The sequence below is a fragment of the Pseudoalteromonas sp. 0303 genome, assembly GCF_013349995.1.
In the GTDB taxonomy this organism is placed as follows: Bacteria; Pseudomonadota; Gammaproteobacteria; order Enterobacterales; family Alteromonadaceae; genus Pseudoalteromonas.
On sequence record NZ_JABVXF010000050.1, the window covers coordinates 1 to 23084 of the forward strand.

Consider the following 23084-nt stretch of genomic DNA (forward strand, 5'->3'; position numbering starts at 1 on the left):
CAAGAGCGATAAAGCCTAAGCCATCAAAGTACCCACATAAAAAAAGAAATGCCAGTCAGCTTAACTGACTGGCATTGGCCATTAGGCGCTTTTTTTGTTTCTTTCGTCGGTTAAAGCTTGAAATGCAGCGCCGAATTATTCACATTGGGCTTACAAACTAAAATAAAATAAATATAAGTGCCCCTATGTTAAAAACATTACTCACCTCAGCCATTGCCCTTAGCGCATTATCATTTAGTACTTTAAGCCACAGTAGTGATCAACCTTTTGCTATCGCCATTCATGGTGGTGCAGGAACAATTGAAAAGAGCCGCTTCACGCCAGAGCAAGAAAAAGCTTACCGTGCAAAACTAAAAGAAGCCGTTGAAACAGGCTATGCCGTGCTTGAAAAGGGTGGTGAGAGCCTAGATGCTATCACTGCGGCAATTAATGTGCTGGAGAACTCGCCGTATTTCAACGCTGGTCGCGGTGCTGTATATACTTATGACGGTGCACATGAGCTTGACGCATCGATTATGGATGGTCGTACACGCCAAGCTGGAGCTGTTGCTGGGGTTAAACACATTGAAAACCCAATTAACTTGGCGCGCTTAGTGATGGAAAAATCAGTGCATGTTATGCTCAGCGGCCAAGGTGCTGAAGAGTTTGCAAAAACTCAAGGTATGCCGCTGGTTGAAAACAACCTATTTGATACTGAGCACCGTTATAAAGCGTTATTAAAAGCAAAAGAAAAGCTCGATAAACAAAAAGTAACTAGCAAAGACTACCAAGCTGCACACAAAGCCCTGCCGGTTAATTACAAAATGGGCACTGTCGGTGCAGTTGCACTTGATAAAAACGGTAATATCGCTGCAGGTACTTCTACAGGTGGTATGACAGCAAAACGTTTTGGTCGTGTAGGTGACTCACCAGTGATTGGTGCGGGGACCTTTGCTGAAAACGAATCATGTGCAGTATCTGCAACAGGGCATGGCGAGTACTTTATTCGCTACAATGTGGCAGCTGATATTTGTGCTCGCGTAAAATACCAAGGTAAAACTATTGTAGAAGCGGGGAACGAAGTGATCCACGATGTATTAATGCCTATAGGGGGCACAGGCGGTGTGATCATTATTGATGCTAAAGGTAACATTAGCTTGCCGTTTAACACCGCTGGTATGTACCGTGCGAGTAAATCAAATACATCACCAACTTATGTGGGTATTTTTAAAGACGAGTAATTATCTGTAACGAATCTTCAGACAATAAAAAGCCGAGTTCACAACTCGGTTTTTTATTGTCACCAAAGTTATTGGCGATTAATTTTTACCTTGAAGGGTGTTTCATCTTGGTTCGTTGAGCGATAAGGGTTGATATCTAAACCACCACGGCGTGTATAACGGGCATACACTTCTAACTCTTCAAGGTTTAACTGCTGCATTAAATCGCAGTAAATACGCTCTACACATTGCTCATGAAATTCGTTGTGAGTTCGAAATGAAATTAAATATTTTAATAAGGCTTCATGGCAAATCGCTTGGCCTTTATAACGAATAATCACACTCGCCCAATCAGGCTGTGAGGTGATCAAACAGTTCGATTTTAGTAAGTGACTGTGTAGGGTTTCTGAGACAATCTCATCACCATTATGGCGAAGTGAGCTTGCATCAATATCATAGCTGGTGATTTCGATATCAAGATCATCAATACATTCGCCCGGTAACGCTGAAAATGGCAAACAATTGAAATCATCTGCTTGGTATAAAGTAACGACCACCGGTGCATTAACTGCATCTGACAAGTCTTTGCTAAGCGCTTGATGTACGCCATCTAGCGTCTCAAAACGTGTTTGATTAAAGCTATTTAGGTACAGTTTGAATGACTTAGACTCAATGATATGGCTGCTCTGACAAGGAAATACAAACGTTGCCACAGCGACCATTGGCTTACCCTTGCTATTTAGCCACGATAATTCATAGCCAGTCCAAATATCTTGGCCTTTAAACGGTAAGTTATCTTCGCTAATACCTAATGCATCACGGTTTAATTTACGGGCAATAGGAAACAGTAAACTGGGTGTGTAGGTATCTACATACTCTGTGCTTTTACCAAGAACACTGTTTTTCAGTTCGGGTGAGTTGCTGTAATCTGTCATCTTTACACTTTTGTAGTTACAATGGCGGCATTATACCTAAAGCCAATGAGTTTCGCAGTATGTCTGTTTCTACAAAACTAGATAAGTTACATCAAGCATTTAGTGAAAAATGCCTCGAACGCACAGGAAAGCTTCCTGTTATTGAACATGATACAGCATGGCCAAGTCCATGTGAGCAGGGCGAAGTAGATGAGCAGGGGCTTATTCAGTGGTGTGCAGTTCCACAACAACCTGCTGGCAGTTTAGAAGACTTAGCCAAGGCACTAGAGTTATCGTTTCCTGAAGATTTAAGCCCATTGTTTGGTCATGTCTATGCGGGTAATTTGTTATTAAGTATTGATGATCATCACATTGAACTGCTACAAGCATGGAATGAAGATGATTTTAGCCGCTTACAGCAAAATATTACCGGTCACGTGTTAATGAAGCGCAAGCTAAAGCAGCCAGAAACCGTATTTATTGGTCTTACAGAGCAAGATGATCTGCTGATCACTGTATTAGTCGAAAGCGGTGAGGTTTGCTTAGAGTATGTGGGTAAAAAACCACATCATGTGCTAGCGAATAGCATCAGTGAGTTTTTAGACAAAGTAACGGTTTAAATTCAATAAGTAAAAAGGGGCGGTTGCCCCTTTCGTGTATTTGGTTATTGCTTTTTAATTTATTGCCTTAATTAAGCTATTGAAAGTCCCACGAGATATTCGAAACAATGCCACAGGGCTCACAACGAAAATCAAATAAGCCAAACCATGGCTCTGGTAATTTCCACTCGCCATCGCAGCTTGGGCAGCGACGTTTAAGCTCTGACTCTTTGTCAACGCCGCCTACACGGTATAAATAATAATAAACCGGCTTCTTGGTTAGAAAACTAATACGTTTCGTGATATCACGACCACGGCGGTATAAGTCACTCTTGATGCTAGTTAGCTCTTCAAGCGCAGGAAATTCACAACGGGTTGCACCATTGATCTGAATTTGATCGCACGCTTGCCAGTCTTCTTGCCATTTAATGAGTGTTTTGTAATCGCCATTGGCAATTGCTGGAATGCGAAATAACGGCACAGGCAAAAAGTCATCACCACAATAAAGCGGGCTACAGGTGTGCACGTACGTGGTATACAAAATATAGCACGACGGATCATGACACATGTCTGCGCCATTTGAGTGAATGTCTTGGCCGACCACTTTAACTTTTGGTGCCAGTAAGCCTGCAGTGTTTAATTGCTCAATGCTATGTTTTACAAACGGGCTATGGTTGAGCGGATGCATCGCATTTTCAGTTGGGCACATTACACGAGTAATGAAAAATCCATCTTTTAAAACCGTTGGAAATTCATCACCAATAATTTGGCCGTTAAAACGAAGCGCATTCACTAGGCGGTTTATCGCCTGCTCAGCAAGCTCTAAGGTAGTATCTTGGTAGCAATCAAAAGTCAGATCGACAACAAACATTATTTTTTCTCAAGCAGTGCTAATAACCTATCTAATTTAGCTTCAATACGATCCAATTGACTTTCTTTTGGTGTACTCAGTTGTTCATTTGACGGGTTATTGATGAAATTATTAATTGAATCCGGATTGTTTTTATATTGGCTAACCGCAGCGATGATCACAGGCATCGGCATTGGTTGGGCTAGCTTACTTTTAGTTAAGGCAACTGTCGGGGTTTTACCTTCATCAAGAAGGGTTTTAATTGCATCAAATACAACGGCATTCATTTTTGTATAAACTCTTTTATAAAGACTAAAAAGCACCGCAGTATATGGGCTGCAGTGCGCGCGTATGGTAGCAATAATAGATGTGGAGTGAAATTACTTTCCTAATTTACGAGCTAAAAGAATGTTATTTAAGCTCGTAAATTTGGTCGCAGGCGTTACTGGCGTAACCTTGCGTCTAATTCATCAATCACCTCGCTCCAAGCACCATCTTCTGCAAGTGATTCTGCTAAAAAGTGTTGCTGAGCTTCATCCCAAAAAGGCGCTTCCTGCAATAGGGTTGTATCAGACAGTTGATGGGATGCTATAAAAGCATCTATTTCACTTTCTTTGCTCGGTAAACCAAGTTGTGCAAATAGGGTCGAAATATCATGTTTTGTCGTATCCATAGTTCTGCTCCTTGTGTATGGCGATAATTATTACTGCTTGAACTTAATGATGATGAACCGCAGTTTAACTTACGCTGAATTTGTCTTTAATCGCTGTTGGGTATATACCTTATAGTCTAGTACGAAAATAATAAAACAAATAAAAGGATGAGTATTTTGACAGTTGCTGAACCCGAAACCTTAAGTGTGCAATACCTTAGTGCTGAAGATATCAGCACTGCCGCAAGCCTTATTTATCAAGCCTATCATGATGATCCCGTTCTTCAGAATGTATTAGGTTTTCAACAAGATAACCCAAGTAAATATGAAACTAAATTACGTGCTCTAGTACGTGAAGAGCTAGCAAGTTTCTGGCAAGAAAAGCAGCCTCTAATAGGTCTTTACTCACAAAGCAGATTAAAGGCTATTGCCTGTGTATTCGATTCGGCAAGTGAACTACAAGCTGAACGATACTGGCATTGGCGCTTAAAACTGATGCTTAGTGCGGGTTACTTGCAAACCAATCAGCTTATAGAAAAAGAGCGCACTATTCGCGAAGCGCTTTCGAGTAAAGGTCATTATCTGTTTTTAGCCTTTATAGCCGTTGACCCACATTTTCAGGGGCAAGGTTTAGGCAGATATCTGCTACGAGGGCTTGATGATTTAGTTGAGTCAAGCAATCAAGCAAGTGGTTTAGCCGTATTTGTTACTCGCTCTGAACAGCGTGAATTCTTTAGCTCTGAAGGGTTTGAAGTGTTCAAGGCCTTGAGCTTTAACCAAGTCGAAGGTGACTTGATGTTCAAAGCAGCAAATTGACAAAAGGACGTTTTGGAAATAGCAATGTGAGATAAATCTTACATTGCTGTGCGTTTTATCAGTTTAATGCCTTTAAATTTGTACCCATAATTGCTTATTGTAATGATTTTAAAGGATTTATTGTTTTTGTCATTTTTGTGACTTAGAAAAAATTACTTTTTATACCTACCAAGATATCCGCATTTCTCTAAACTTAATCATGTCAAGAAGACGCAGGTTCAACGATTGAACTGATGCCAAGGATTAGGATTATGGCAACAAAGCAAAATGCTTAGCAGGAAGCAAAGGGACAAGAGCTAGGGAAGCAAGGAAGAACGAGGACACTGCCAGGATGCAGTACAATCGCGGAGCGATTGAAAAGGACTGACCAAAGGATGATTTTAGCAGGAAGCTAAAGGAGCGTTTGGAAAACGAAGTGGATAGCCATTGACGGCAAGAGGACGGCACTAGGATGTGTTAAATGTTACATGAAGTAGCATGGTGGGTGTATCGGATGTATACCCGTTCAGGGGAAAGATAAAAAGGCAGCTTCGGCATAAGTAAGGATACTTAATCATGGAAGTAGCAAGATTGGGGCGTGGCTATTAGCTACGCCTTAGTTCTTTGTGGAGGTTACACTTCTCAAACAGGCAATTATTTTGTAAAACTCGCAACTCGCAACTCGCAACTCGCAACTCGCAACTTAAATCTTATGCGGCGGTATTACTACGCTTTTAAGTAATTCGTTTTCCATGATCAAAACGCCTTGATACACGTTTTGTCCATCACTTGAAAACTCAAAAATAAATTCGCTTTTTATACCTGGTTTACCGCTTTTTAAAATGCCAAGTCGGCGCTTATTGCAAGCAACACTCATCAATTGCACATTTAATTGCTCAATTTGTCTTTGTGCATGAAGATTAGCTGCTTCGGCCACTTTTCTGTTTAACCAAAAAAAGTAGATGATGCTGCCAATGATGATGAGTGTCCACAAGCCTGCCATTTACGAAAATAACCTTCCAATTGCTCGAGCGAGTGTTTCGCTACGATTTTCTTTTCTTAATAAACCTAGTAGGTGAGGGCGAATACTAGGAATTGCAACTAAATCGGTGAAAATACTCACAAACAGTTGTTCAATTTCAGTGTGGTGTGCACAGCAATCCATAAACACGTGTAAGCGTTCTGGGTCTTCAAGTGTGCTAAAACAGCGCCCTGCAATCGTTAATAGTACATCTGACTGGGTATTCATATCAGAGCGTAATACAGCATCAACAAGTTGCGCAGTTAAACCTTGTGCTGGTGTTTTTGATAGGCTTCTAAGAGCTGCAACAAGGGCGATCTCGTCTTTATTTTCTATGGCGTTTAAACCATAGGCTAACAATTGCTCTGCAAACACGGGTTCGATTGCAACATGTTCAAGCATTGCACTTAGCGGCTGTAATACTTCGACTGGTAATTGCCCCCAAGCGGCTTGTAGATTTGCTAAATTGTTGTCGTTATCTAAACGCATCGCAAAGTCTGCAATACCTTGTACTGCAACACTTTGCCAATTATCAAATCCTAGTTTGCCTGAAAAATACAGCTGCGCATATTCGTAATACTGTGAAGCACTTTGTTTAAGCAAACATTTAACCTGTGCATTAAATGCCGCTAACTTGTTGGCGTTTGGCGTAAATACATACGGGTTGTTGTCTAATTTGCCTTCGGCATTTTCACCGGTAATTTCTGTACCAAGTGCTTCAATTACCATATTTGCGAAATGATCGCGGCTTGCGCTTACAAGACGGCTTTGCTCATCTAGGGGGAATTTTAAAAACCATACATAAGGTTCTTTAGACGCTTTTACATCCCAAAATTGAATAGCAAGCCAAGCATGACCAGCAAGCGGGTATGGGTAAGGGATTTTTGTTTCTTCAATGGCAAGAAATTGTTTTTTGTCTAATTTAGTGATGTGTCTGCCAATATCGAAGGCACGCCAAGTGGTGCCTGCTGCATCCAGAAGTTGACCTAATGTGGCGATCTGCTCAGTCATAAAATCTCAATTACCATTATTAATCTATATCAGCCGCGAATTATACGCCATACCATGGCGCCTTGGAACAGGGTATACTAAGCACAAAGGTATTAAGAGTTTTACAATGCATCAACAGACTTTGGCGCTGCTGCGCGAATTAGAATCCACATTACAACGCCATTCACTTTGGCAAACAACACCGATTGACCCAAGTGCACTCAATTCTAGTGTACCGTTTTGTCATGACACCATGGCTTTTGAGCAATGGCTGCAATTTGTTTTTCTTGAAAAAATGCATGCCTTAATCACACACGCTCAGCCTTTACCCCGTAATTTTGCAATTGCGCCTATGGCTGAAATGATGCTGGCACAACACAGCGGCGGTAATGATGTGATTAACGTTTTACAAAAACTCGATCAACTTTTGAGTGATGACTAAGATGCAAGAGAGTGTTAAGCCACAATTTGACGAGTTAACGATTCTGTACCGCGATGAAAATTACATTGCGATTGATAAGCCATCCGGTTTATTGGTTCACCGTTCGTTTTTAGACAAACACGAAACCCAATTTGCGATGCAAATGCTGCGTGACCAAATTGGTCAACACGTGTTTCCTGTACATCGTTTAGATAGACCAACCTCAGGCGTATTACTGTTTGCGTTAAGTTCAGAAGCAGCCCGTGATATGAATCAGTTATTTATTGATGGGCAAATTGAAAAGCGTTATTTAGCTTTAGTAAGAGGCTTTTTAAACGAATCAATCTTCTTAGATAAACCTTTAAAAGAAGAGCTTGATAAAATCGCTGACAAGTTTGCTGATCAAAATAAAGCACCGCAAGAAGCACAAACGCAATTTCATTGCCTGCACCAAGCAAGCTTGCCTATTCCAATTGGTAAATACCCAACAGTTCGTTACTCGCTGGTGGAGTGTTTTCCAAAAACTGGCCGCAAACATCAAATTCGTCGTCATTTAAAACATTTATCATTGCCAATTATTGGTGATGTAAATCATGGTGATAATCAGCATAATCAATTTTTTAGAGAGCATTTTCAGCTTCGTCGTTTAATGTTATTTGCCTCTGAATTAAAGTTTGTGCACCCTTATAGCAAGCAACCAATAACAATTAGAGCGCCTTTAGGCGATGCAATGTTAACGATTTGCCAGCAACTTGGCTGGCCAACAGAAGAAAAGGATTATTATGGCAACCATTAGTATTTTTGTCGGCAGTGTTTACGGCGGTGCTGAGCGTTTAAGTGAACAAGTTATTGAAGTTATTGAAAAATCTGAGCATCAAGCGCAATTAGTTGAAAATGGCACGGTCGATGACATGCTGGCTGCGTCACATATTTTAGTGATCACTTCAACGACGGGTCAGGGCGATATTCCTGACAATTTAATCGCTTTATATAGCCAATTAAATGATCAATTTCCTATGTTAACAGGCAAGCAATACGGCATTATTGCTATGGGCGACCGCAGCTATGGCGATACGTTTTGTGGTGCAGGTCGCAGCTTTGATGAGCTATTTCGCGATTTACAGGCAAAACCTGTTGGTCATCGTTTAGAAATTGATGCCTGTGAAGATTTTGAACCTTGGCCTGTAACTGAGCCATGGTTAAATGAGTGGCTGACAAAAATTAGTTAATACCTCTTATCAGCTAGTGTCTCTTAAAAGTGCTGATTGAATAAGCAATTGGCACTTCCCCCTTGGTTTTTCGAGTACAGAATCTGTGACCTTGGTGATATACTAATGAATCATTTTATGAGGCTGTTATGATTTCAAAAAACCAACTGAAACTAATTCGTGCATTAGGTCAAAAGAAATACCGTAAGCAATATAACCAGTACCTTGTTCAAGGCGAAAAAAATGTACTTGAATTACTAAACAGTGGGTTAAGTATTGCTCATATATTTGCGACTCCTGCATTTATTTCTGCGCACCAATCAGCGCTTGCAGCCCATCAAGTCATTGAAGCAGATGAAGACAGCCTAACTAAAGCCAGTACGCTTGTTAGTAACAACGCAGCCATTGCTGTTGTTGATATGCCAAGTCAGCAAGCATTACCAACATCGGGACTTATTTTAGCCCTTGATGGCGTGTCGGATCCGGGGAATTTAGGAACGATTATTCGTGTTGCTGATTGGTATGGTATTAAGCATATTGTTACCAGCACAGATAGTGCGGATGCTTATAACCCGAAAACCATTAGCGCAACCATGGGTTCATTTGCTCGCGTGTGTGTCTCACAAACTGACTTAACTAATTACTTACCAAGCTTAAATCTTCCTGTGTATGGTGCATTTTTAGAAGGTGAGAACATCCACAAAACTGCTCTTAAACAAGATGCCGTATTACTAATGGGCAGTGAATCTCATGGTATACGTACTGATTGCGAAAGCTTAGTTACTGATAAAATCACTATTCCGGCTTATGGCCAAGCAGAATCGCTTAATGTAGCGGTGGCAACGGGTATTATTTTAGATAATTTTAAGCGCCACGCTTAACCTTTTACCCTAAAATGGGTTAAATTGAAGAATAACAATAAAAATCGGTAAAACAATTAGATGCGCTTAAGCACCATAAAATTAGCGGGTTTCAAATCGTTTGTTGAACCCACTAAGATCCCATTTCCTGATCAGATGACGTGTGTTGTCGGCCCGAACGGCTGTGGCAAATCAAATGTCATCGATGCAGTGCGTTGGGTGCTCGGTGAAAGCTCAGCTAAAAACTTACGTGGCGATGCCATGACCGATGTTATTTTTAACGGCTCAACTAATCGAAAACCTATTTCACAAGCCTCTGTTGAGTTGGTGTTTGATAACACCAGTGGCCATCTTCCGAATACCTTTGCTGATCGAAACCAAGTGGCGATTAAGCGCTTAGTGACCCGAGATGGCCAGTCAATTTATTTTCTAAATGGCAGTAAATGCCGTAAGCGTGATATTACCGATATCTTTTTAGGCACAGGTCTTGGCCCGCGCAGCTATGCAATTATTGAGCAGGGCATGATCTCGCGTTTAATTGAGAGCAAACCTGCTGATTTACGTGTTTTTTTAGAAGAAGCAGCGGGGGTTTCAAAATACAAAGAGCGTCGTCGTGAAACGCAAACCCGCATTAAAAGCACCCGCGAAAACCTTGAGCGATTGCTTGATGTAAGGCAGGAGTTGCAAACACAGCTCGATAAACTTGCAGTGCAATCAGTCGATGCAAAAAAATACCGAGAGCTAAAAGCCACTGAGCGCACCTTAAAAGGGCAAATTGCGGTTTTAAAGTGGCAGAAGTTACACCAACAACAAATCGATAAAGCTGAGCAAATCAATAAACTTAAAGAACAAGTCAAGTTCTTTAAAGAAGCGCATTCTGGCCACGATGATGTTTTAGCAAGCCTTGAAAATCAGGTACAGCTTGAGCAGCAAAAACTGCAAGACGCACAGCAGGCTCAGCATCAAACTCATACTGATTTAACCCGCAAAGAGCAGCAACAGATCAGCTTAAAGCAGCAACAGCAAACACTTAGCCAAAACCTTATCAAACAGCAACAACTGCAGTTACAAAATAAAGAGCTGCAAGAAGAGCAACACGCCTCAGCCGCCATTTTACAAGAGCAGCTACAAGAAGCGATTGAGCAAAGTTTACTGTGCGCCGAGCAAGTTGCAGAGGTTGAAGAACAAGTTGCACAGCAACAGCAACAAACGCAAAGCGCCAATGAGCAATATCAAAGCACCTTACAGAAAAGCCAAGCTCATAGCAGTGATATTAATGTTGCAAAGAGTCAACAGGCTCACTTTGCCCAGACTGTTGCGCAACTTGAGTCTCAGCAGGCACAACTTGCTGCTGAAATTAATGAACTTGAAGCGACTCCAGTTGCAGCGCAAATTGCAGAGCAACAACAGCAAATTCAATCACTGACGAAAGAGCTTGCGCAGCAACAAAGTGCGCTGAATAAGCTCACTCAAAATCTAGAACAAGCGGATAAAGAGCAACAGCACTTAGAGCAGGACTTAAAGCGGGTTCAGCAGCACAGTAATGAAAATAGAGCCAGCATAGCTGCGCTTAACTCTTTGTTATCAGAGCAAACCGACAACGAAAGTGTTTCTCTATTGGCGCAGTTAAAGGTGGCTTCTGGCTTTGAGCCGCTAATTGAACAAGCCCTACTTGGCCTTGAGCATCTAAAGGTCAGTCAACATAAAGAGCCTAACAGTGTTTGGTCTGTAACTAATAATGCTAAGTTACCAAAAGAGTCATTAGCAAATTACATCGAATCGGGTGCTTACCCTGATTTATTAGCACGCTTTGCTTTTCAACCTTGTTTTGATGACGCTATTTTGGCGGATCCATATTGGCTGGCTGTGATTGATGAAGAGGGCTGTATGCATGGTCGTAACTTTCATACCGATGCCAATAAAGATGCCGACAATTCTTTGCTTTTAAAGCATGCTCAGCTAAGTGATGCTCAGCAGTTAGATGAAGAACTCAACGAGCAATTAGAAACTAAGCAGCAATTGCTAAATGAGCATCTAGCTCACAAGAAAACACTTATCGCCGACAAAGAGCAATACAGAGAACGAATTCACCAAGCAGCTCAGCAGATTGCATCGGCCAGCACTCGACGCGATATGCTATTAGAGCAGCAAACCCAGTGGCAAAACCAGCTTATTAAGTTGCAACAGCGTCAAACCTTACTGGCTGAGCAAAAGCAAAATGCTGACGAACAGCAACAAACTCAGCAGTGTTTACTAGAACAACTGCTAGAGCAGCAATTAGAACTTGAAACTGAGTTAGAGCAAGCAAAACACCAACAAGGTGAGACAAATAACCGCTATCGCCAAGTGGCTTCTATGCTTGAGCAATATAAAACGCAAGCACATCAAGCAAATTTGGCTGAACAAAAAGCTCGCAGTGAATGTCAACTTAGCGAAACCAAACTACAGCATGCAAATGCCGCACAAAGTGCTGCCAGTGAAGCTGTATTAGAGCTCAACGAGCAACTAGAAGAATTAGTGATCCCGCTTGAAGAAGTAGCAGAGCAAATTATGCTATTGCTTGAAAAGCATCAACAAAGTGACGTTGAGCTGAAAAACTTGCAAGCGGCCTTGAGTCAAGCTAAAAAGGAGCTTGCTGATAAGCAAACAGCGTTGAAATCATCGCAATCTGAGTTGGTGACGTTACAAGAGCAGTTGCAAGCATTAGCGCTGGATGAGCAAAGTTTAATCGTGAAGGCGCAAGCTGCGTTAGAGCCACTTGAAGAACTGGAACAAAATTTAAAAACAGTACTTGAAGAACTGCCTGACAATGCCAATTTAAATAGCATGCAAACGAGGCTTACAAAAACCACGCAAGCATTAAATGAACTTGGCGCGGTGAACTTAGCGGCAATAGATGAGTTTGAGCAGGCTAAACAGCGCAGCGATTATTTAAATCAGCAGCTTGATGACTTAACACAAGCATTAAATACCCTTGAAGGGGCGATTCAAAAAATAGACCGAGAAACAAAAAATCGTTTCAAGGCGACCTTTGAACAAGTAAATACAGACTTTGGGGAGTTATTCCCAAAAGTGTTTGGTGGCGGTAGTGCTTACCTTGAATTGACCAGTGATGATCTACTTGAAAGTGGGGTGAGCATCATGGCAAGGCCACCAGGCAAGAAAAATTCGACAATTCACCTGCTTAGTGGTGGAGAAAAAGCGCTGACCGCATTATCATTGGTGTTTTCAATATTCAGGCTCAATCCAGCTCCATTCTGTATGCTAGATGAAGTGGATGCGCCATTGGATGATGCGAACGTGGGTCGTTTTTGCCGTTTGGTAGAAGAGATGTCACAATCAGTACAATTTATTTATATCAGTCATAACAAGATTGCTATGGAAATGGCAGGCAGATTGACCGGTGTAACTATGGCGGAACCAGGTGTATCACGTATGGTCGCTGTAGATATAGAACAAGCTGTGCAAATGGCACATGCATAAAATTTAGGCATATCAAATAATAAAGGTGAGGGGATGGCCGAAGAATTAAGATGGGCTTTAATCGTAATCAGTGTATTTGTCATTGGTGGTTTATTAATTCACGGCTTATGGTCGGTGCGTAAAAAGGACAGCCCAGATACGCCTTCAGTAGAGCGGGTTGAACCGAACGAAACAACCAGCGAGGTTCAAGAGCCTGCGACTGTAAAACCGCAGGAGCGTGATGAGCCAGAGTTTGGTGATTTAAGCTTTTCAGCAGAAAGTCACGACGAGCCGTCTGTTTCAGAACAGGTTGTTGAAGAGCCTGAAGCTGAGCAACAAGAAGTTGAAGAAGAGCCAGCAGATGCACAAGCTCCAACCGATTTCATTATTGTGCATTTACAAATGCCAGAAGGTTTAACAATGGATGGCAGCCAATTATTGCCAGCTGTTAATATGTTAGGCTTTAAGTATTCTGAAGAAGGTTTCTTTAATCGTCACTTAGACCCAGCAGGCACAGGCCCGGTGTTATTCCGTTTAGTGAATATGTACAACCCAGGCACGTTCGATATTGATAATATGGAACAGTTTAGTACGGCAGGTGTTAGCTTATTTATGACCTTACCATGTGATGGCGACGGTCTAAGTGCATTCAACATGTTGCACAGTGCAGCTAAAAAGCTAGCTGATGAATTTGGTGCAACGATTTTAGATAGCAACCGTGAAGAAATGACGGTTGAAAGCGTTCGTGAGTATGTTGAGAAAGTTCGCAGCTTTTCAGCTTAAACGTTCGTATAAATGATAAGTGTTAGGCCACTTGGCGTTAAGTCGTCTAAGTGGCTTTTTTATGTAGATTTTTGAGGTTTTCATGTCCAGCCCTATCTTTGAGCAAATTAGCCAACTTCGTGCCCAGTTAGAAGAGCATAACCATAATTACTATGTGCTGGATGCACCAAGCATTCCTGATGCTGAATATGACCGTTTAATGCGTGAATTAAGCGCCCTTGAGCAAGCTAATCCTGAGTTTCAAAGCCCTGACTCACCAAGCCAAAAAGTCGGTGGCGCTGCACTTGATAAGTTTGAGCAAGTCACTCACCAAGTGCCAATGCTGTCACTTGATAATGCCTTTTCAGAAGAAGAGTTTGCCGCCTTTAACCGCCGTATCAAAGAGCGTTTAATGGATAACAATGAGCTGACTTTTTGTTGTGAGCCTAAGCTTGATGGTTTAGCGGTATCAATTATTTATCGTGATGGTGTTTTGGTCCAAGCTGCTACCCGTGGCGATGGTATGGTAGGTGAAAACATCACTCAAAACGTGAAAACAATTCGTAATGTGCCGCTTAAGTTACGTGGCGATGACTTCCCAGCAGAGCTTGAAGTGCGCGGTGAAGTATTTATGGACAGCGCTGGTTTTGCCAAACTAAACAGTGAAGCCGAAAAACGTGGCGACAAAGTCTTTGTTAACCCACGTAATGCTGCTGCCGGTAGCTTACGACAGCTTGACTCTAAAGTAACAGCAAAACGTCCACTGATGTTTTATGCCTACAGCACTGGGCTTGTTGCCGATGGGCAGTTACCAGAAGATCATTACCAACAGCTTGCTAAACTTACCGATTGGGGTTTACCACTTTGCCCAGAAACAAAGCTCGTTGAAGGTCAGCAAGCTGCACTTGATTATTACCAAGATATCTTGACGCGTCGAAGTAGCCTAGCCTACGAAATTGACGGTGTGGTTATTAAAGTAAACGACAAAAAACGACAAGAGCGTTTAGGCTTTGTGGCACGAGCACCACGCTGGGCAATTGCTTTTAAATTCCCGGCACAAGAAGAAATCACCCAATTACTTGATGTTGAGTTTCAGGTAGGGCGCACAGGTGCAATAACCCCTGTAGCACGATTAGAGCCAGTATTTGTAGGTGGCGTAACGGTATCTAATGCAACGCTTCATAATGGCGATGAAATTGCCCGTTTAGGCGTTAAAATTGGCGATACCGTGATTATTCGCCGTGCAGGTGATGTTATTCCACAAATTACCCAAGTTGTCCTTGAGCGTCGTCCAGACGATGCTAAAGACATTGAATTTCCTGCTACCTGCCCAATTTGTGACTCACATGTGGAGCGCATTGAAGGTGAAGCGGTTGCCCGTTGTACTGGTGGTTTAGTGTGCCAAGCGCAGCGTAAGCAAGCAATTAAACATTTTGCGTCACGTAAAGCACTTGATGTTGATGGCTTGGGCGACAAAATTGTTGATCAACTTGTTGATCGTGAGCTTATCAAAACGCCTGCTGATTTATTTATCCTTAAACAAGGGCATTTTGAATCACTAGAGCGAATGGGCCCTAAATCTGCTAAGAACTTAGTTAATGCACTACAAGATGCGAAACAAACAACCTTAGCTAAATTCCTATATTCGTTAGGTATTCGTGAAGTGGGTGAAGCAACCGCGCAAAACTTAGCAAACCACTTTTTAACGCTAGAAAAAATCACTCAAGCAAGCGTTGATGCGTTAACTGAAGTAAGTGACGTAGGTGAGATCGTTGCTAAGCATGTACGTGGCTTCTTTAGCGAAGAGCACAATATGGCAGTTGTAAATGCGTTAGTTGAGCAAGGTATTCACTGGCCAGAATTAACAGCGCCGAGCGCCGATGCGCAGCCATTAGCTGGCTTAACTTACGTACTGACCGGCACATTGAGTGAGCTTAATCGTAATGATGCAAAAGCACGTTTACAAGCGTTAGGTGCAAAAGTGTCGGGTAGTGTATCGGCTAAAACAGATGCACTGATTGCGGGTGAAAAAGCAGGCTCAAAATTAACCAAAGCCCAAGACTTAGGCATTGATGTGTTAACTGAGGCTGACCTTATTGCACTTTTAAGTGAGCACAATGGATAGTCTATTGCAGGCATTGTCGTCAGTTGCTTTAACAATTGGCAGCTGGCTGCAACCACACCTTTACAATATTTCATTATTGCTGGTGGTGTGCTTTATATCCTTGTATGCAAACGATATTATTAAAGTGACCAAGCGCTTTGTCGCGCGTCGTCACTTTATTATTCGCGTGCTTTGCTTTGTGTTGGTCACAGGGTTTGGCATGGGCTTACTTGTGGTGTTTGTAACTCCATTTTTAAGTAAGTTGCTACTGCTACTCGGTGTTAAATGGCTGGCGCTTACACTTACAGCTGCGTTTTTTGTACTTGGCATTATTGCCGATAAGAAGAACCAAATATGAATCGCTACGGTCCAGAATACTGGGATAAACACGGCGCTTATCGAACCCCAGTAGCGTTTCATTTAACGTTGTTAGTGTTGTTACGCAGTTACTTTATATGGATTATGGCGGCGCTCAGCCGTCGCCCAGATTTAGATATCATGTCGCTGTTTTTTAAGTCGAAAAGCGATTTCTTTACAGCCATTGCCATAGCTGCAATCGCCTTATTACCGGCGGTGATCTTTTGTTTACGCCGACCTCAAGAAAATGCTGAAGGTGCGAAACGTCTCGCGTCTATTTGGCGATTTATGCGCTGGCCATTAATTTTGTGTGCAATCACAGATTTAAGTTGGTTAACCTATCAGGCTGCGCACAGTCATTATCAGTTTTCGTTTTTCTTAGCGTGCCAAATGGTGCTGGTGTTATGGGTACTGTTATATTTATTAAAAAGCAGATATCTGTCGGTCTTTTTTAATGATTGGCCAGATCCAATTGAAAAGAAATAGGGCTGCAATATGTTGGCAATTAATAAGCTTTTAGCAAAAATTTCACTCACTATCGCGCTGGTATTAATTGTTTTATGGGTATTTACGCCACTTTGGCACAGTGCTGCATTTTCGTTGTTTGTGATGTTATGGGGCTTTATTACTTTATCAAGCCTTTATCGAGTAACTCCGTTATTTGTAGCGCGTAACCCCATTACTGATTTACTAAAGCGTGATGTGAATCAGCTAGCGTTGATAAGTCTGGCTGGTTTATTCGATTTTAAACGCAAAGCTGAGTTTGTTTTAATTGGCCAAATTAAGCAAATTGAAATCGGCGAAGGGATAATCCATGTAACTGATGTCAATGACCAGCTGATAACAGCCGTATTAAGTGTTAACAGCAGCCAAATAAATAGTCATTTAGCACAGCTACTTTCTGAGCGTGAACGTGCACAAATAGATATCAGGTTACAAACACAGTAATTACTAGACACACGTTGCTTGCCCTTAGTAGTGCTTGTAATGTACTGTGCAATTGTTGTATTCAACCCTGAGGGAGCATTATGTTAACTTGGCAAGATATTTTAGAGTTTGCCCATAACGGTAACCCAACACCTTCACGTCGAGTCGAAAAATCGCCTTCTGAATGGCAAGCTGAGCTCGAACAAGATACATTCTATGTAACCCGTTTAAAAGGCACCGAACGTCCGCACAGCTCTGATTCATGTACGATATTTGAACCAGGTCAATATGCGTGCGTATGTTGTGACAACTTACTTTTTGATGGCGATGAAAAGTTCGATAGTGGCACAGGCTGGCCGTCATTTACTCAGCCTAGCAGTGTTGAAAGCATTGCCTATATCGCGGACTCTAGCCATGGTATGCAGCGCATTGAAGCCGTATGTAATGTTTGCGATGCACATTTAGGACATGTATTTCCTGATGGTCCACCGCCAAGTGGCTTACGCTATTGCATGAATGCTATAGCGATGAAAAAACGCAACTAATGCGTGTTTAGTCTCTATCTAATTATTACCTAATCTAAGTATTGAGCAATGATGAAAATAAGGTGCTCACGGTGAATTGGCTTACTGATTATGTAGTCTGTCAAAATACTGGATTGCGCCTTATCATCTTTTAATACCGATGCTGTAACCGCAATGATTGGAATATGCTTGAAGCGATCATCACTGCGAATTAACTGACTTGCTTCTAATCCGCCCATCACCGGCATTTTTAAATCCATGATGATTAAATCAGGCTGATGCTGCTCAATTTTTTTAAGGGCATCTTCACCATTGATAGCCGTGTCTACGGTAAAGCTCCAGCGCGATAAAAAGGACTCTAAATAGTCACGGTTGTAGGGAATATCATCAACAATCAAAATTCGAGCAGGATTAAAGTGGTAGCTCGAAATAGCGGGGTAGTTACGATGTTTCACTTCATTTTTAGATTCAGCTAATTCAACATTTGGTAACGACACGATAAACTCACTGCCTTTATCTTTATCGCTGATCACCGATAATTCACCACCCATTAGCTTGATAAAACGCAGTGAAATCGCAAGACCTAAACCCGTACCACCAAACTCCGAACTACGTTGGCCTTGTACTTGTTCAAAATCATTAAAAATAAGATCTTGTTGATCTTTAGGAATACCTTTACCTGTGTCTGTGACATGAATTTTGATATCAATATTGCTGTTGTCATCGTGGGCTTTAAAATCGAAATACACTTTAACACTGCCTTGTGCAGTGAACTTAATGGCATTACTGATTAAGTTGGTTAGTACTTGGCGCACTTTATTGCTATCAAGTAACACAGGGGTTGTTAACTCAGGATGAGAGCTTATTTGTAAGTCGAGATCCTTTTGCGCACTGAGTTGTAAAAACATCATATTAAGCTCATGGCACATTTTAGGAATTTCTACACGCTCAATATCGAGTTGCATTTTACCAGCATCGATTTTTGATAAATCGAGAATGTCATTCAATACATTAAGCAGTGAATTACCAGAGATTGATATTGCTTCTAAATAACGACGCTTATTTTTATCTGTTTCGCTATCTTGTAGTAATTGGCTAAAACCTAGCACTGCATTGAGCGGAGTTCTTAACTCATGCGACATATTAGCTAAAAAGCGACTTTTAGCCTGATTTGATTGCTCAGCTTGCTCTTTAGCATCAAGGTACTCTTGAGTGCGCTTTGCAACTGTGTCTTCAAGCAAACTATGTTGTTCATGCATGCTGTTTATCTGCTGTCTAACCGCAGCGCGCATCATTTTAAAGCCACTGGCGAGAGTACCTATTTCATCTTGGCTCTTTATATTAATAGGGCAGTTTAAATCACCCGTGGTCACGGCATGAGAAAACTCCACGAGCTGATCAATGGGCTGCAAAATAATACGGCGAATAATGATATAGGCGATGATAAGTGCGGTTAACAAGTAAATAGCAAACAGCGAAACCGCATTACTAATAATCGATTTAGTCTTTAACGCTAAGTCTTTATCTGAAAAGCTTACGATAACGTAACCGATATTTTCGCCCTGAAAGTTGCTAATTGGCACAGCAACAACATATTGCTGCTCCATGGCTACAATGACATTATGCTTAGGATTGAGCTGTTTTAGCAGCACTTGGTTAGTTTCTAGGGTATCGACTTTACTGTTATCCGGGTGGGCGGCGATAAAACTATTTTGGTCGATAAAGTAAATCGTTTTTAAATCATCAAAAGTATTATTTTTTAAAATGTTCTTTAGGGTAAGACCCTGAATTTTAAGCACCCAACTCCCCACGGTATTATCTTTTGTGAGGCTATTTATTTCTGACAACATGGGCGAGACAATCGCATCAGCTTTTTCACTCATGTTCAAAAGTGTTTGCTCTTTAAGCTCCATTACATGCAACGACGTACTTGCCCCTAAAATAAGGGTAATGGTAAAGCCAATGATCATTAAAATTTTGTGGGCAATACTAACTCTCATTGCTCAATATTGCTCCGTACTTTTAATGCCTGCATATTAGCGTTAATTTTTGCGTCTGTGCTTTTGATTGATTGTTTTATATCTGCACCATAGAAAATTTGGCTAAAGGTTTGCGAAATAACTTCGCCAATAACCGGAAACTCGACCATGCCAGCCTGAAGGCGATCAGGCGTTGCATGCTCAAACACCCATAACATGGCTTTATTAAAGCCAGGTTTGTTTACTAGAGTAAATAGCTTCTCGTGCCACACTTTTTGTCTAGGCGGTGAGCCACCTGTACTAAGTAGTGCGGCGGTCTGCTCACTGGTTGCCCATTGAATAAATAACCATGCAGCATCTTTGTTAGTTGATTTGCTATTAATTGCAAATGCCCATGCCCAAGGAGATGTTTCTCTGGCGATTGGACCAGCAGGCAAGGGGGCAGCTTCCCATTTATTCCAAATATCTGACTCTTCGGCAGTATCGATTTCATTATAAAAATGAGAAGCCAAAAAGGCCGAGGCAAGGCGGCCTTCTTTAAACAGGCGACGAATTTCATAAAAATGCAGTAAGCGGCTGTTATCTGGATTGCCGAACCCTGTTACAAGGTCGCGATACACTTGTAGGCTTTGTGCTGTTTGAGGGCTATCAAAAACAGACTGCCCCTGCGCGTCGATAACTTCAGCGCCATAAGCACGCATAACAGGTAATACAGTCCAAGTGTTTAACCCTGCCCCCGGCAGCGTACGTGAGGCAAATGCATGCATTCCACTTAAAGAAGGTGTGCGGTCGATTTCCCGTTGTAAGTTAACTTTGGTTGCTTGTAGTTGCTCGTAGGTATCGGGTACTGCTAAGTTAAAACGTTCGAAAAGATCTTTTCGATAAAAATAAATCGGCGCAGAAAAATCAAATGGTAACGAATATAGCGTGTTATCAATTTTACAAAGCGCTAGGCTACGTTCACTAATGTCTTCTAACTGATACCAAGTTTTATCTGTCAATTTTGGGTTATTAATGTAAGGCTGCAAGGGCTCAATCCAGCCTTGGCTTTGCGCTTCACCTAAAAAGGTAATCCCCATCGGCAGTACATCGTAAAGCCCTGAAGCCTCGCTTAAGTCTTGATGGCGACGAGCACGCATTTGTGATTGTTCCAAAGCATGAAAGCCAACAGAAACCCCTGTTAGCTCCTCAAATAAAGGAATGTAGGGTTTTAACGCCATAAATGCAGGCTGCTCATCAGCCAAAATGTTGATATGGCTACCTGCTTTACTTTGCCAATTGATACTGGCTTGTTGCCAATGTTGTAATGTTGCGGAGGCAAAGCTGTATTGGCAAAAGATTAAAAGAGCAGCGCTCAGGAGGGGCTTTTTAAATTTAAACAAAGAAGATGCCATACGCAATTACTCAGCAAGCTCAATTTTTAACTTTGCAGCCAGGGCTTTAATTTTTTCAAAGCGGATTGCTTGTTCATCTTCTAATGCTTGTGCATCTAGCAAGGCAAAACATTTTTTCGCGAGTGCTAAATTAAATGATTGGCCTTGGTTATTTGTATCGAATAAGCATTGCAGTAGGTTTAAAGCTATACTGGTATTTTTAGGCATGATCCTAAATGCTTGGGTGAAGGCTTCAAGCGCCGTATTGAGCTGACCTTTATTAAATTGTGTTACAGCGTGATTATTGAGCTCTTTTGGTCCGAGCTTAATATCACGTCGTTCAGTTTGTTGTTGTTGAATATAACGTAAATACACCGGATCGCTAACCGATGGGTGGCGTTCACAGTGAGTGATAATTTGGTTAAACAGCATCTGTGCTTTGTGGTGAAAACCAAGCTCATGAAACGCTTTAGCTTTATCGAGCGCACCATCTACAGAACGAATTTGAGTGTCACTTTCGTCAAGTTGATTGATAAGTGCTTTAGCTTTTTGATGTTCATCTTTTAAATAATGCAAACGCGCATTGAGAATATCAATTTGTGTTTGATTATTACTGTTTGGAAATTGTTGTTTCAAATCACTTAAGTATTGGTTTGTCTGTCTTGAAATACGATTAACTTGGTCGGTTTGATCCGTTGTTAAAGCAAAGTCAATCCCTGCGCGCGCCGCATTTAAATATATGTCAGGGTTATCGTGAATTGAGTGTTTTGCGTAACTGGCAATGTCTTTTTGAGTTAAGTAGTTTTTTTCATAATCGCGATTAAGCAATGATACATGACTCAAGGCTTTTTGGCGGTCAATGTTACGCGGGGCAATCTCAACAGCTTTACTAAAAAAGTCCTGAGCCTCATCAAACTTATTGAGTTTTATTTCTAATCGACCCAGTAAATCAAGAGCAACTAATCGTGTTTCACTGCGATGAAGCATCGTTTTTAACATACGTTGCGCTAAGGTATGCTCGTTGTTTGCAATAAGTGCTTCGACTAAACCAACCTTTGCCCAAGTAAATTTTTGAATATCGAGTACAGATTTAAAAAATGTTTTGGCATCTTCAAAGCGCTTAAGGCGAAGTAGGGCGTCGCCTTTTAATCTCAATAGAATGGCGCTGTAACTATTACCTTTGTTTTGCAGCAAGGTATCAATTTGTTTAATTGCTTTGGAGTCATTCCCATCATCAATAAGTTGATAAATTTGATGTAGGTTACTTTTGCGCAATAACACTTTTTCAATACGATTTTTTAGTTCATAAATTGTAAAGGGTTTAACTAAGAAATCATCCGGTTGTAGCTCGAGCACACTGTGGACTAAAGAGCCACTTGTTTCAGCTGAAATAAAAATAAAGCCGGTAGAGTTTTTTATAAGACGTTTAGTTTTCAGCTCTTCATAAAGCTGATAACCATCTTGATGTTTACTAAGGTTAAATGAACAAACGATGAGGTCGAACTGCTCAATTTGACATTGCTCTTTTGCTGCAATTGCATGCTCAGCAAAACGCAACTGACGAAAGCCCAATCCCTCTAAGGACTGTTTCATATAGCTTTGAGCAAGTGGTTGCTCTTCAACTATTAAAATTTTGGCTTTCGAAAAAATCTTTGCAGGCATTGGACTTGCGACTAAGTGATATTAACGATGACTATAATAAACAGTCTAGCTGCTGACAAGGCAAATTACAGCTTTTGCAATGATTTAAAGTTTCGCTTTGGGTTATATCAATAAAGGGAGTATTGAGTGATAGGTTTTAGAAGTTAGATATTAGAAGTGATTATTTATATGTGGTGGGTCGTACTGGACTTGAACCAGTGACCCTCGCCTTGTAAGGGCGATGCTCTCCCAACTGAGCTAACGACCCACATATAAATTTTTATTTTAGATTAAATGGTTGGTTTTACTGAACTTAACCACCGAGTCTTTTCGTTGTAAAGAGTTGCGATGCTCTTTGCTTCAAAAAAGTAATGGTGGGTCGTACTGGACTTGAACCAGTGACCCTCGCCTTGTAAGGGCGATGCTCTCCCAACTGAGCTAACGAC

Annotated in this window: 23 protein-coding genes and 1 tRNA gene; 14 read left to right on the forward strand and 10 right to left on the reverse strand. The window is 41.4% G+C overall.

Features of this window, described 5'->3' with window-relative positions:
* Positions 1-185: 185 nt before the first annotated feature.
* Entirely contained in the window at positions 186-1220 is a 1035-nt protein-coding gene (locus HUS62_RS20420) for an isoaspartyl peptidase/L-asparaginase family protein (RefSeq protein WP_054563615.1), read from the forward strand.
* A gap of 68 nt (positions 1221-1288) precedes the next feature.
* Here the strand turns inward: HUS62_RS20420 and queF are convergent, their stop codons facing one another.
* On the reverse strand, positions 1289-2134 hold the full coding sequence (gene queF / locus HUS62_RS20425) for an NADPH-dependent 7-cyano-7-deazaguanine reductase QueF (protein WP_175080956.1): 846 nt from the start codon (positions 2132-2134) through the stop codon (positions 1289-1291).
* Positions 2135-2193: 59 nt separating this feature from the next.
* Here queF and syd point away from each other — a divergent pair, with 59 nt between their 5' ends.
* Complete coding sequence (gene syd / locus HUS62_RS20430) at positions 2194-2733, forward strand: SecY-interacting protein (protein ID WP_054563617.1); 540 nt, start codon at positions 2194-2196, stop codon at positions 2731-2733.
* A 76-nt stretch (positions 2734-2809) separates the two neighbouring features.
* On the opposite strand, the gene HUS62_RS20435 is transcribed toward syd, so the two are convergent.
* The 3 genes from HUS62_RS20435 to HUS62_RS20445 all read right to left on the reverse strand — a co-directional run bounded on the left by HUS62_RS20435 (position 2810) and on the right by HUS62_RS20445 (position 4235).
* Positions 2810-3583: a Zn-ribbon-containing protein gene (locus HUS62_RS20435; protein WP_175080957.1), complete on the reverse strand. Its 774-nt coding sequence runs from the start codon at positions 3581-3583 to the stop codon at positions 2810-2812.
* Complete coding sequence (locus HUS62_RS20440; RefSeq protein WP_055021916.1) at positions 3583-3849, reverse strand: hypothetical protein; 267 nt, start codon at positions 3847-3849, stop codon at positions 3583-3585. The genes HUS62_RS20435 and HUS62_RS20440 overlap by 1 nt, the downstream gene beginning before the upstream one ends.
* Positions 3850-4004: 155 nt before the next feature.
* A complete protein-coding gene (locus HUS62_RS20445; RefSeq protein WP_036969581.1) occupies positions 4005-4235 on the reverse strand; it encodes a DUF2789 domain-containing protein in 231 nt (76 codons plus the stop codon).
* A gap of 147 nt (positions 4236-4382) precedes the next feature.
* Between HUS62_RS20445 and HUS62_RS20450 the strand changes: the two genes are divergently transcribed.
* Entirely contained in the window at positions 4383-5030 is a 648-nt protein-coding gene (locus HUS62_RS20450) for a GNAT family N-acetyltransferase (protein ID WP_054563618.1), read from the forward strand.
* A gap of 682 nt (positions 5031-5712) precedes the next feature.
* Here the strand turns inward: HUS62_RS20450 and HUS62_RS20455 are convergent.
* A complete protein-coding gene (locus tag HUS62_RS20455; protein ID WP_054553721.1) occupies positions 5713-6012 on the reverse strand; it encodes a DUF3301 domain-containing protein in 300 nt (99 codons plus the stop codon).
* Positions 6013-7041 (reverse strand): DUF3549 family protein, encoded by a 1029-nt coding sequence (locus HUS62_RS20460; protein WP_175080958.1) that lies wholly within the window; start codon positions 7039-7041, stop codon positions 6013-6015.
* A gap of 106 nt (positions 7042-7147) precedes the next feature.
* Between HUS62_RS20460 and HUS62_RS20465 the strand changes: the two genes are divergently transcribed.
* The 11 genes from HUS62_RS20465 to msrB all read left to right on the forward strand — a co-directional run bounded on the left by HUS62_RS20465 (position 7148) and on the right by msrB (position 17666).
* Positions 7148-7462, forward strand: a complete 315-nt coding sequence (locus HUS62_RS20465) for a YqcC family protein (protein WP_130150670.1) — start codon at positions 7148-7150, stop codon at positions 7460-7462.
* Position 7463: 1 nt separating this feature from the next.
* Positions 7464-8237 carry a tRNA pseudouridine(65) synthase TruC gene (truC, locus tag HUS62_RS20470; RefSeq protein WP_063527466.1) on the forward strand — a complete coding sequence of 258 codons (774 nt, stop codon included), beginning with the start codon at positions 7464-7466 and terminating at the stop codon, positions 8235-8237.
* Complete coding sequence (locus HUS62_RS20475; RefSeq protein ID WP_054563623.1) at positions 8224-8670, forward strand: flavodoxin; 447 nt, start codon at positions 8224-8226, stop codon at positions 8668-8670. Before truC ends, HUS62_RS20475 begins: the two co-directional genes overlap by 14 nt.
* A gap of 128 nt (positions 8671-8798) precedes the next feature.
* Positions 8799-9530, forward strand: coding sequence for an RNA methyltransferase (locus tag HUS62_RS20480; RefSeq protein ID WP_175080959.1), 732 nt, complete (start codon positions 8799-8801; stop codon positions 9528-9530).
* A 60-nt stretch (positions 9531-9590) separates the two neighbouring features.
* On the forward strand, positions 9591-12992 hold the full coding sequence (locus HUS62_RS20485) for a chromosome segregation SMC family protein (RefSeq protein WP_175080960.1): 3402 nt from the start codon (positions 9591-9593) through the stop codon (positions 12990-12992).
* A gap of 33 nt (positions 12993-13025) precedes the next feature.
* Positions 13026-13754 carry a cell division protein ZipA gene (zipA, locus tag HUS62_RS20490; RefSeq protein ID WP_175080961.1) on the forward strand — a complete coding sequence of 243 codons (729 nt, stop codon included), beginning with the start codon at positions 13026-13028 and terminating at the stop codon, positions 13752-13754.
* Positions 13755-13836: 82 nt separating this feature from the next.
* Positions 13837-15858: an NAD-dependent DNA ligase LigA gene (ligA, locus tag HUS62_RS20495; RefSeq protein ID WP_054563627.1), complete on the forward strand. Its 2022-nt coding sequence runs from the start codon at positions 13837-13839 to the stop codon at positions 15856-15858.
* Entirely contained in the window at positions 15851-16195 is a 345-nt protein-coding gene (locus tag HUS62_RS20500) for a DUF3392 family protein (protein ID WP_058586219.1), read from the forward strand. The genes ligA and HUS62_RS20500 overlap by 8 nt, the downstream gene beginning before the upstream one ends.
* Positions 16192-16680 (forward strand): DUF2919 domain-containing protein, encoded by a 489-nt coding sequence (locus tag HUS62_RS20505; protein WP_058586218.1) that lies wholly within the window; start codon positions 16192-16194, stop codon positions 16678-16680. The genes HUS62_RS20500 and HUS62_RS20505 overlap by 4 nt, the downstream gene beginning before the upstream one ends.
* Before the next feature lie 9 nt (positions 16681-16689).
* Positions 16690-17142, forward strand: coding sequence for a hypothetical protein (locus HUS62_RS20510; RefSeq protein ID WP_175080962.1), 453 nt, complete (start codon positions 16690-16692; stop codon positions 17140-17142).
* An 80-nt stretch (positions 17143-17222) separates the two neighbouring features.
* The gene (gene msrB / locus HUS62_RS20515) at positions 17223-17666 is read left to right on the forward strand and encodes a peptide-methionine (R)-S-oxide reductase MsrB (protein ID WP_175080963.1); all 444 of its coding nucleotides are present in this window, start codon (positions 17223-17225) and stop codon (positions 17664-17666) included.
* Between the two features lie 29 nt (positions 17667-17695).
* On the opposite strand, the gene HUS62_RS20520 is transcribed toward msrB, so the two are convergent.
* From HUS62_RS20520 to HUS62_RS20535, 4 genes are all read right to left on the reverse strand, one after another.
* Entirely contained in the window at positions 17696-19645 is a 1950-nt protein-coding gene (locus HUS62_RS20520) for an ATP-binding protein (protein WP_175080964.1), read from the reverse strand.
* Positions 19642-21018 carry an extracellular solute-binding protein gene (locus tag HUS62_RS20525; protein ID WP_175080965.1) on the reverse strand — a complete coding sequence of 459 codons (1377 nt, stop codon included), beginning with the start codon at positions 21016-21018 and terminating at the stop codon, positions 19642-19644. The genes HUS62_RS20520 and HUS62_RS20525 overlap by 4 nt, the downstream gene beginning before the upstream one ends.
* A 6-nt stretch (positions 21019-21024) precedes the next feature.
* Entirely contained in the window at positions 21025-22659 is a 1635-nt protein-coding gene (locus tag HUS62_RS20530; protein WP_175080966.1) for a response regulator, read from the reverse strand.
* A gap of 171 nt (positions 22660-22830) precedes the next feature.
* Positions 22831-22906 (reverse strand) — tRNA-Val (locus HUS62_RS20535).
* Positions 22907-23084: the final 178 nt, after the last annotated feature.

Excerpts from the sequence above, each read along its gene's own strand:
- HUS62_RS20420 (WP_054563615.1), top strand. The coding sequence starts at position 186 with ATGTTAAAAACATTACTCACCTCAGCCATTGCCCTTAGCGCATTATCA.
- queF (WP_175080956.1), bottom strand. The coding sequence starts at position 2,134 with ATGACAGATTACAGCAACTCACCCGAACTGAAAAACAGTGTTCTTGGT.
- syd (WP_054563617.1), top strand. The coding sequence starts at position 2,194 with ATGTCTGTTTCTACAAAACTAGATAAGTTACATCAAGCATTTAGTGAA.
- HUS62_RS20435 (WP_175080957.1), bottom strand. The coding sequence starts at position 3,583 with ATGTTTGTTGTCGATCTGACTTTTGATTGCTACCAAGATACTACCTTA.
- HUS62_RS20440 (WP_055021916.1), bottom strand. The coding sequence starts at position 3,849 with ATGAATGCCGTTGTATTTGATGCAATTAAAACCCTTCTTGATGAAGGT.
- HUS62_RS20445 (WP_036969581.1), bottom strand. The coding sequence starts at position 4,235 with ATGGATACGACAAAACATGATATTTCGACCCTATTTGCACAACTTGGT.
- HUS62_RS20450 (WP_054563618.1), top strand. The coding sequence starts at position 4,383 with ATGAGTATTTTGACAGTTGCTGAACCCGAAACCTTAAGTGTGCAATAC.
- HUS62_RS20455 (WP_054553721.1), bottom strand. The coding sequence starts at position 6,012 with ATGGCAGGCTTGTGGACACTCATCATCATTGGCAGCATCATCTACTTT.
- HUS62_RS20460 (WP_175080958.1), bottom strand. The coding sequence starts at position 7,041 with ATGACTGAGCAGATCGCCACATTAGGTCAACTTCTGGATGCAGCAGGC.
- HUS62_RS20465 (WP_130150670.1), top strand. The coding sequence starts at position 7,148 with ATGCATCAACAGACTTTGGCGCTGCTGCGCGAATTAGAATCCACATTA.
- truC (WP_063527466.1), top strand. The coding sequence starts at position 7,464 with ATGCAAGAGAGTGTTAAGCCACAATTTGACGAGTTAACGATTCTGTAC.
- HUS62_RS20475 (WP_054563623.1), top strand. The coding sequence starts at position 8,224 with ATGGCAACCATTAGTATTTTTGTCGGCAGTGTTTACGGCGGTGCTGAG.
- HUS62_RS20480 (WP_175080959.1), top strand. The coding sequence starts at position 8,799 with ATGATTTCAAAAAACCAACTGAAACTAATTCGTGCATTAGGTCAAAAG.
- HUS62_RS20485 (WP_175080960.1), top strand. The coding sequence starts at position 9,591 with ATGCGCTTAAGCACCATAAAATTAGCGGGTTTCAAATCGTTTGTTGAA.
- zipA (WP_175080961.1), top strand. The coding sequence starts at position 13,026 with ATGGCCGAAGAATTAAGATGGGCTTTAATCGTAATCAGTGTATTTGTC.
- ligA (WP_054563627.1), top strand. The coding sequence starts at position 13,837 with ATGTCCAGCCCTATCTTTGAGCAAATTAGCCAACTTCGTGCCCAGTTA.
- HUS62_RS20500 (WP_058586219.1), top strand. The coding sequence starts at position 15,851 with ATGGATAGTCTATTGCAGGCATTGTCGTCAGTTGCTTTAACAATTGGC.
- HUS62_RS20505 (WP_058586218.1), top strand. The coding sequence starts at position 16,192 with ATGAATCGCTACGGTCCAGAATACTGGGATAAACACGGCGCTTATCGA.
- HUS62_RS20510 (WP_175080962.1), top strand. The coding sequence starts at position 16,690 with ATGTTGGCAATTAATAAGCTTTTAGCAAAAATTTCACTCACTATCGCG.
- msrB (WP_175080963.1), top strand. The coding sequence starts at position 17,223 with ATGTTAACTTGGCAAGATATTTTAGAGTTTGCCCATAACGGTAACCCA.
- HUS62_RS20520 (WP_175080964.1), bottom strand. The coding sequence starts at position 19,645 with ATGAGAGTTAGTATTGCCCACAAAATTTTAATGATCATTGGCTTTACC.
- HUS62_RS20525 (WP_175080965.1), bottom strand. The coding sequence starts at position 21,018 with ATGGCATCTTCTTTGTTTAAATTTAAAAAGCCCCTCCTGAGCGCTGCT.
- HUS62_RS20530 (WP_175080966.1), bottom strand. The coding sequence starts at position 22,659 with ATGCCTGCAAAGATTTTTTCGAAAGCCAAAATTTTAATAGTTGAAGAG.